Origin of the sequence: Candidatus Alcyoniella australis, from assembly GCA_030765605.1 — a bacterium.
Lineage (GTDB): Bacteria > Lernaellota > Lernaellaia > JAVCCG01 > Alcyoniellaceae > Alcyoniella > Alcyoniella australis.
On the sequence record JAVCCG010000098.1, the window covers coordinates 89,978 to 95,977 of the forward strand.

At 64.4% G+C, this 6,000-nt stretch carries 5 protein-coding genes; 4 read left to right on the forward strand and 1 reads right to left on the reverse strand.

Going from position 1 to position 6,000, the window contains the following annotated elements; genetic code table 11:
• Positions 1 to 387: 387 nt before the first annotated feature.
• Positions 388 to 2,139, reverse strand: a complete 1,752-nt coding sequence (locus P9M14_11565) for a cadherin repeat domain-containing protein (GenBank protein ID MDP8256377.1) — start codon at positions 2,137 to 2,139, stop codon at positions 388 to 390.
• Between the two features lie 452 nt (positions 2,140 to 2,591).
• Between P9M14_11565 and folD the strand changes: the two genes are divergently transcribed.
• From folD to P9M14_11585, 4 genes are all read left to right on the forward strand, one after another.
• Positions 2,592 to 3,473: a bifunctional methylenetetrahydrofolate dehydrogenase/methenyltetrahydrofolate cyclohydrolase FolD gene (gene folD / locus P9M14_11570; protein ID MDP8256378.1), complete on the forward strand. Its 882-nt coding sequence runs from the start codon at positions 2,592 to 2,594 to the stop codon at positions 3,471 to 3,473.
• 12 nt (positions 3,474 to 3,485) lie between these two features.
• The gene (locus tag P9M14_11575) at positions 3,486 to 4,052 is read left to right on the forward strand and encodes a 4Fe-4S dicluster domain-containing protein (GenBank protein ID MDP8256379.1); all 567 of its coding nucleotides are present in this window, start codon (positions 3,486 to 3,488) and stop codon (positions 4,050 to 4,052) included.
• Between the two features lie 2 nt (positions 4,053 to 4,054).
• Positions 4,055 to 4,906, forward strand: a complete 852-nt coding sequence (locus P9M14_11580) for a CoB--CoM heterodisulfide reductase iron-sulfur subunit B family protein (protein MDP8256380.1) — start codon at positions 4,055 to 4,057, stop codon at positions 4,904 to 4,906.
• On the forward strand, positions 4,907 to 6,000 hold a 1,094-nt coding region (locus P9M14_11585; GenBank protein ID MDP8256381.1), incomplete at its 3' end, for an FAD-dependent oxidoreductase.

A 6,000-nucleotide genomic window follows, 5' to 3' on the forward strand; every position in this document is an offset into this window, starting at 1 on the left:
GCGTAGCTCGCTGGTCGTAATGCCACGATCCACTCCGCGGCGGCACCTTGGAGGTGCCCACAAAACTCGCGTAGTTCGATGGTTGTTAGGCAACGATCCACTCCGCGGCGACACCTTTGAGGTGCCACAAAACTCGCGTAGCTCGATGGTTGTTAGGCAACGATCCACTCCGCGGCGACACCTTGGAGCTGCCACAAAACTCGCGTAGTTCGATGGTTGTTAGGCAACGATCCACTCCGCGGCGACACCTTGGAGCTGCCCGCAAAACTCGCGGATTACGCTGGTAGTTGACCAACGTGCCACTCCGCGACCAAAGATCGGGGAGGTGGGGTAAAGATCGTAGAAACGATCTTTGTTTGTAGGCTCGCCGAGGCGGCTTGGAGCCGCCTACCACTCGGGGCTGATGTAGCCGTAGTGGCGCCCCATCCAATAGGGGAGCATGTAGTCGTGGCCCGTGCGTTCGCGGCCGTTGTCGTTGCCGCCGTCGAGGATGTAGGGGCTGCGGTGCCAAATGCACATGTCTTCGCGCCGCAGGTTCGAGGGCAGCGGATATAGCGCCTGGGTCGGGTCCTGGGGATTCTTCTCGATCTCCGGGTTCTTGCTGTTCTCGATGTAGCGGTCGCGCAACGGCGGATCGCGGAACACCTCGAGCTGCCAGATCGACTTCATGATCCCCACCGGGTCGCGCTCGCCCATGGCCTGCAAATACCACTGGGTAAAGGTCGGGTTGGCCTCGACGTCTGCGCGACGCCAGACCAAATCCGGGCTCTGGGGCGATTCCCAAAGCATGGCGCGGAAGGTCTCTTTATATGATTGCTGCAACTCCTCATCGTCCTGTTCGAGGCGTGTGAGGGTGAACACGTTCTCGAAACCCATGTAAACGTTGTAGTGCTTGGTCAGCGGTCCGATCCAGACCAGCAGAAACTTCTCCATGAAATCCAAATAATGGGCGCCGTAGGCCCGGTAGTAGTACTGGTCGATGTACTTCTCGTCCCCGGAGACGTGGTAGGCCAAGCGCATCCAGGCCAGGCTGGCCGCGGCGCCCAGGCCGTCGGGAATCGGCTTGTACTCCAGATGGTCGCCGCGAAAATCGCCGTACTGGGTCGGCTCGCCATCCCAGTCGTAGATGATGAAGTCGCCCTGGATCAGATAGTCGGCGACCTCGAGAATGTTGCGCTGCATGGTCTGGCGAACCTGCTCGTTATCCACCAGTTCGTAGGTCAGATACAGGCCGACCAGTGTTCCAGAATACTGATCGAGGCTCACGTCGCCCTTCCAGTGATATCCGGCGAACTCGCCCGATTCGACCAGGTGGTCGTCGCCCGCGGGCCAGAGGTTACTGTACTCGCCGGGGGCCAGGGGCGCGCCGGGAGGTGCGTAAGAGCGCGAATAGAGCCCGGGCACGCCGTTGACCCGGTTGAGCAGGTCCAGCCCGCGCACGTGGCTCTCGACATTCTCCAGGGCCTCGGGAGTTTGCTCTACCGCGTAGCGGTAGGCGGCCCCGGCCGAGGCGTTGCCGTGGATAAAGCAGGCGTCGCCCAGGGTAAGAAAGCCGTATTCGCCGCTAGGGTCGTCGGGGTACAGCGCGTCCACCGACAGGCCGTCCATGTTGTGCCGCGCGACGTAGACCTCTTGGTAGGCGCGGGCCCGTCGCAGCAGCGGGCCGTCCTGGCCTTGCGTGCCGACCAAAATGCCGAAGACCTCTGTGGCGCTCTGGGGCTCGGGCGAGGAATCCTGGACCGAGACCACGAAGTAATAGAGCTGCTCCTCGTCCAGCACCGTGCCGGTAAGCACTCCGCTGTGCGGATCGAGGGTCAGCTTGGGCGGAATGCGTCCATCGACGATCTGCCAATGATGGTACGGCTCCACGCCGCCGAGGGCCTGGAACTGATACTCATATTGCGCGCTACGCGCAGCTACCGGCGGAAACTCGTGGACGATGCTCAGCAGGTCGGGCTCGACGTCATCGTCGTCGTCGTCGTCGTCGTCGTCGTCGTCGTCGTCGTCGTCATCGTCGCCCGGCGTATAGTCGTCGTCGTCATCGTCGTCGTCGTCGTCCTGATCGCAGGCCGCGAAGATCGTTGCCAGTGCGAGCGTTAGGCTCATGATCAAGACAATTTTTAAAAGTTTGTTCCACATACGCGTCTCCCAATGGAAGGCTGGGGCCAATAGGATTAGCATGCCACGAACGGCCGGTCAAAAGCCCGTCATCGCATTTGGAATTGTTTTCGCGCTAGCCTGGATTATTTATGATGGTGCGTAGCGAGGAGTACAAGATGCCGCAAGAACAAGGAAGCACTCCTAACTCAAAGGCCGACGAGGGTCTCTGCGACGCGGGGAGGTTCGTTGGTCAACGAGAGGCGCGATACGCGAGCTTTGCGGGCGGCTCAAAGCCGCCTGCGCAGGCGTACCAATTGAGGTACGTCGAGGACGGATCGGCGAGGATGACACAGTTATTGCCAGCAGATTGTGCCCGCAGTAGAACCCTTATGAATAATCCCGGCTAGGCCGTTTGACACGGCGCAGGCCAGCCGGGATCATTCATTCAAGCTTCACAGGCCGGTATTTCCAGACAGTGGGAGGTGTGCACGATGACGGCGCAAATCATCAGCGGCAAAGAGATCTCGCAGCAGATCCGCGACGAGCTGCGGGACGAGGTGGCCGAGTTTAAAGCCTCGCGCGGAATCGTTCCCGGACTGGCCACGGTGTTGGTGGGCGAGGACCCGGCGTCGGTCTCGTACGTGCGCGGCAAGGCCCGCGGCTGCGAGCAGATCGGGGTCGCCAACTTCCAGCACAACCTGTCCGCGGATGTGTCCGAGGCCGAGCTGCTCGAGCTGGTGGCGCAGCTCAACGCCCGCGCCGACGTACACGGCATCCTGGTGCAGCTCCCGCTGCCGCAGCAGATCGACGAGAACAAGGTGCTCTACGCCATTGACCCGGACAAGGACGTGGACGGGTTCCACCCGTTCAACGTGGGGAGGCTGCTGATCGGCCAGGAGCGTTTCGCACCCTGCACCCCGGCCGGGATCAGGGAACTGCTGCTCCGCTCGGGCACGCAAACCGCCGGGGCCGAGCTGGTGATCGTCGGCCGCAGCAACCTGGTGGGCAAGCCGCTGGCAGCGATGATGGTGCAAAAGCAGGTGGGCGCAAACGCCACGGTCACGATCTGCCACACGCGCACCCGCGAGCTGGCCGAGCATACCCGGCGCGCCGAGATCCTGATCGTGGCCGCAGGACGTCCGGGCGCGATCACAGCCGAAATGGTCAAGCCCGGAGCCACGGTAATCGACGTGGGCGTCAACCGCATCGGCGTAACCGAGTCGGGCAAGGCCCGGCTTTGCGGCGATGTGGACTTTGAGGGAGTCAGCCAAGTGGCGGGCAAGATCACGCCGGTGCCCGGCGGCGTGGGTCCGATGACGATCACGATGTTACTGAAAAATACGGTCAAAGCCGCCAAATTAGCATCCGCGTAACATCAACGGACATTGCGCCGGGAGGCGATCATCAGCGAACACGCGCAGCATCCCAACTCCGATCTTCTCGACGAGATCAACGCGCGCGGCCATGCGAACGTAGCGCGCTGCTTCAACTGCGGAAAATGCAGCGGCGGCTGCCCGCTGGCGTTCGCCATGGAGTTCGGGCCGCAGCAGATCGTACGCATGGTGCAACTGGGGATGCGCGACGCGCTCTTGCACTCCCACGCGATCTGGGTCTGCGCCTCGTGCCAGACCTGCACCGCGCGCTGCCCCAACGAGGTGGACGTTGCCGGGCTGATCGACGAGCTGCGGCGGATGAGCCTCGAGGCGGGCCTGGAACCGGCCGAGCCGCGAGTGGCGCAGTTCCACCGCGCGTTTTTAGAAACCGTCCAACGCAGCGGTAGGGCCCACGAACTGGAGCTGACCGCACGCTTCAAGCTCGCGGCGCGCGACCCACTGGGCGACGCCCGGCTGGGCCTGGAGCTGCTGCGTCGCGGCAAGCTCAAACTAACGCAGGGCAAGGTCCGCGGCCGCGACGAGGTGCGCCGAATCCTCGACCGCCCCAAGGGGAGCTGACCCTGCGCGCGGCGTACTACCCGGGCTGCTCGCTGGCCGGCATAGCCAACGACTACGACCGTAGCGTGCGCGCGGCCTGCGCGCTGCTGGGGGTAGAGCTGGTCGAGCTGCCCGACTGGAGCTGCTGCGGTGCGACCTCGGCGCACATGCTCGACCCGCAGGCGGCAGTGATGCTCCCGGCGCGCAACCTTTTAATTGCAAATAAGTTGGGGCTGGCCGAGCTGCTGGTTCCCTGCTCAGCCTGTTTCGCGCGGCTGCGCGCGGCTGACATTGAATTGCGCAACGACCCCGGTCGCCTGATCAACGAGCCGTACGACGACCCACCGACGATTTTTCACATCAACGAGTTTTTCGACCGGCCCGAGCTGCTCGAGCGCCTGACGCAACGCGTCAAACAATCGCTGCACGAGCTGCGCGGCGTGTGCTACTACGGCTGCCTATCCCAGCGCCCGGCCGCAATCACCGGCAGCGCGCGGCCCGAGGACCCGCTGTCGATGGAACGCGTGCTCGAGGCGCTTGGCATGCGCGCGCTCCCCTGGTCGTACAAGACCGACTGCTGCGGCGCTTCGCTGAGCCTGTCGCGACCCGACCTTGTACGGCAACTCAGCGGAAATCTGTTCCAGGCGGCCAAACTTTGCGGGGCCGAGCTGATGGTGGTCGACTGCCCGATGTGCCAATCCAACCTCGACACGCGCCAATCGCAGATCGAGGACGAGCGCAACACGCGCTACGGCCTGCCGATCGTCTACATCAGCGAGCTGATCGCCCTGGCATTGGGCGACGAGGGGAACGATTGGTGGCCGGGGCACCTGGTCGACCCGCGTCCGCTACTACACGACAAGGGGCTGCTCTAGATGGCCGGACAGCGGGGACGCAGCGTGGGCTCGGTGCTGGTGGTCGGCGCGGGGATCGGCGGAATGCAGGCCTCCCTGGACCTGGCCAACGCCGGGTTCCACGTCACGCTGGTCGAACGCTCCACGGCCATCGGCGGCCGGATGGCCCAACTGGACAAGACCTTCCCCACCAACGACTGCTCAATGTGTACGATCTCGCCCAAGCTGATCGAGGTCGACAAGCATCTGAACATCGACGTGCTGACCGACAGCGAGGTCACTGCGCTGCGCGGCGAAGCGGGCGACTTCCGCGTGCGCCTGCTGCGCGCCCCGCGCTACGTGGACCTGGAGCGCTGCAACAACTGCGGCGACTGCCTCGAGGTCTGCCCGATCAACGTGCCCAGCGAGTTCGACCAGGGACTGGGCACGCGCCACGCGATCTACAAAAGCTACCCCCAGGCGATCCCCGCGGCCGTGGCGATCTCCAAGGCCGAGCGTCCGCCGTGCGTGCTCGCCTGCCCGGCGGGGGTCAACTGCCAGGGCTACACCGCGCTGATCGCTGACGGCCGGTTCGCCGAGGCCTACGCGCTGATCCGCGAGCGCAACCCGTTCCCCTCGGTCTGTGGCCGGATCTGCCACCATCCCTGCGAGGCCGAGTGCAACCGCTCGCAGCTCGACCAGGGCGTGGCGATTAATGACCTCAAACGCTTTGTGGCGGACTGGGTCGCAACGAGGCGCGCCCAGGGCGACGATCCCGCGCCTTTGGAACAAATCGAGATCGACCCGCACAAGGCGCGCGTGGCCGTAATCGGCGGCGGTCCGGCCGGGATAAGCGCGGCGCGCGATTTGCGGCGATTGGGCTACCCGGTGACGCTGTTCGAGGCCGCGGACGAGCCCGGCGGCACGATGCGTAGCGCGATTCCGCGCTTCAGGTTGCCTGACGAGGCGCTGCAACGCGACATCCACGAGGCGATTGCCGGTGTGGAGCTACGCCTGGGGCGCAGCCTGGGCCGCGACTTCACACTCGACGAGCTACGGGCCGAGGGGTTCGCCGCAACATTCGTGGCCCTGGGCTGCGCAGCTCCGTTACGAATCGAGCGTGCGAGCGACGGCTC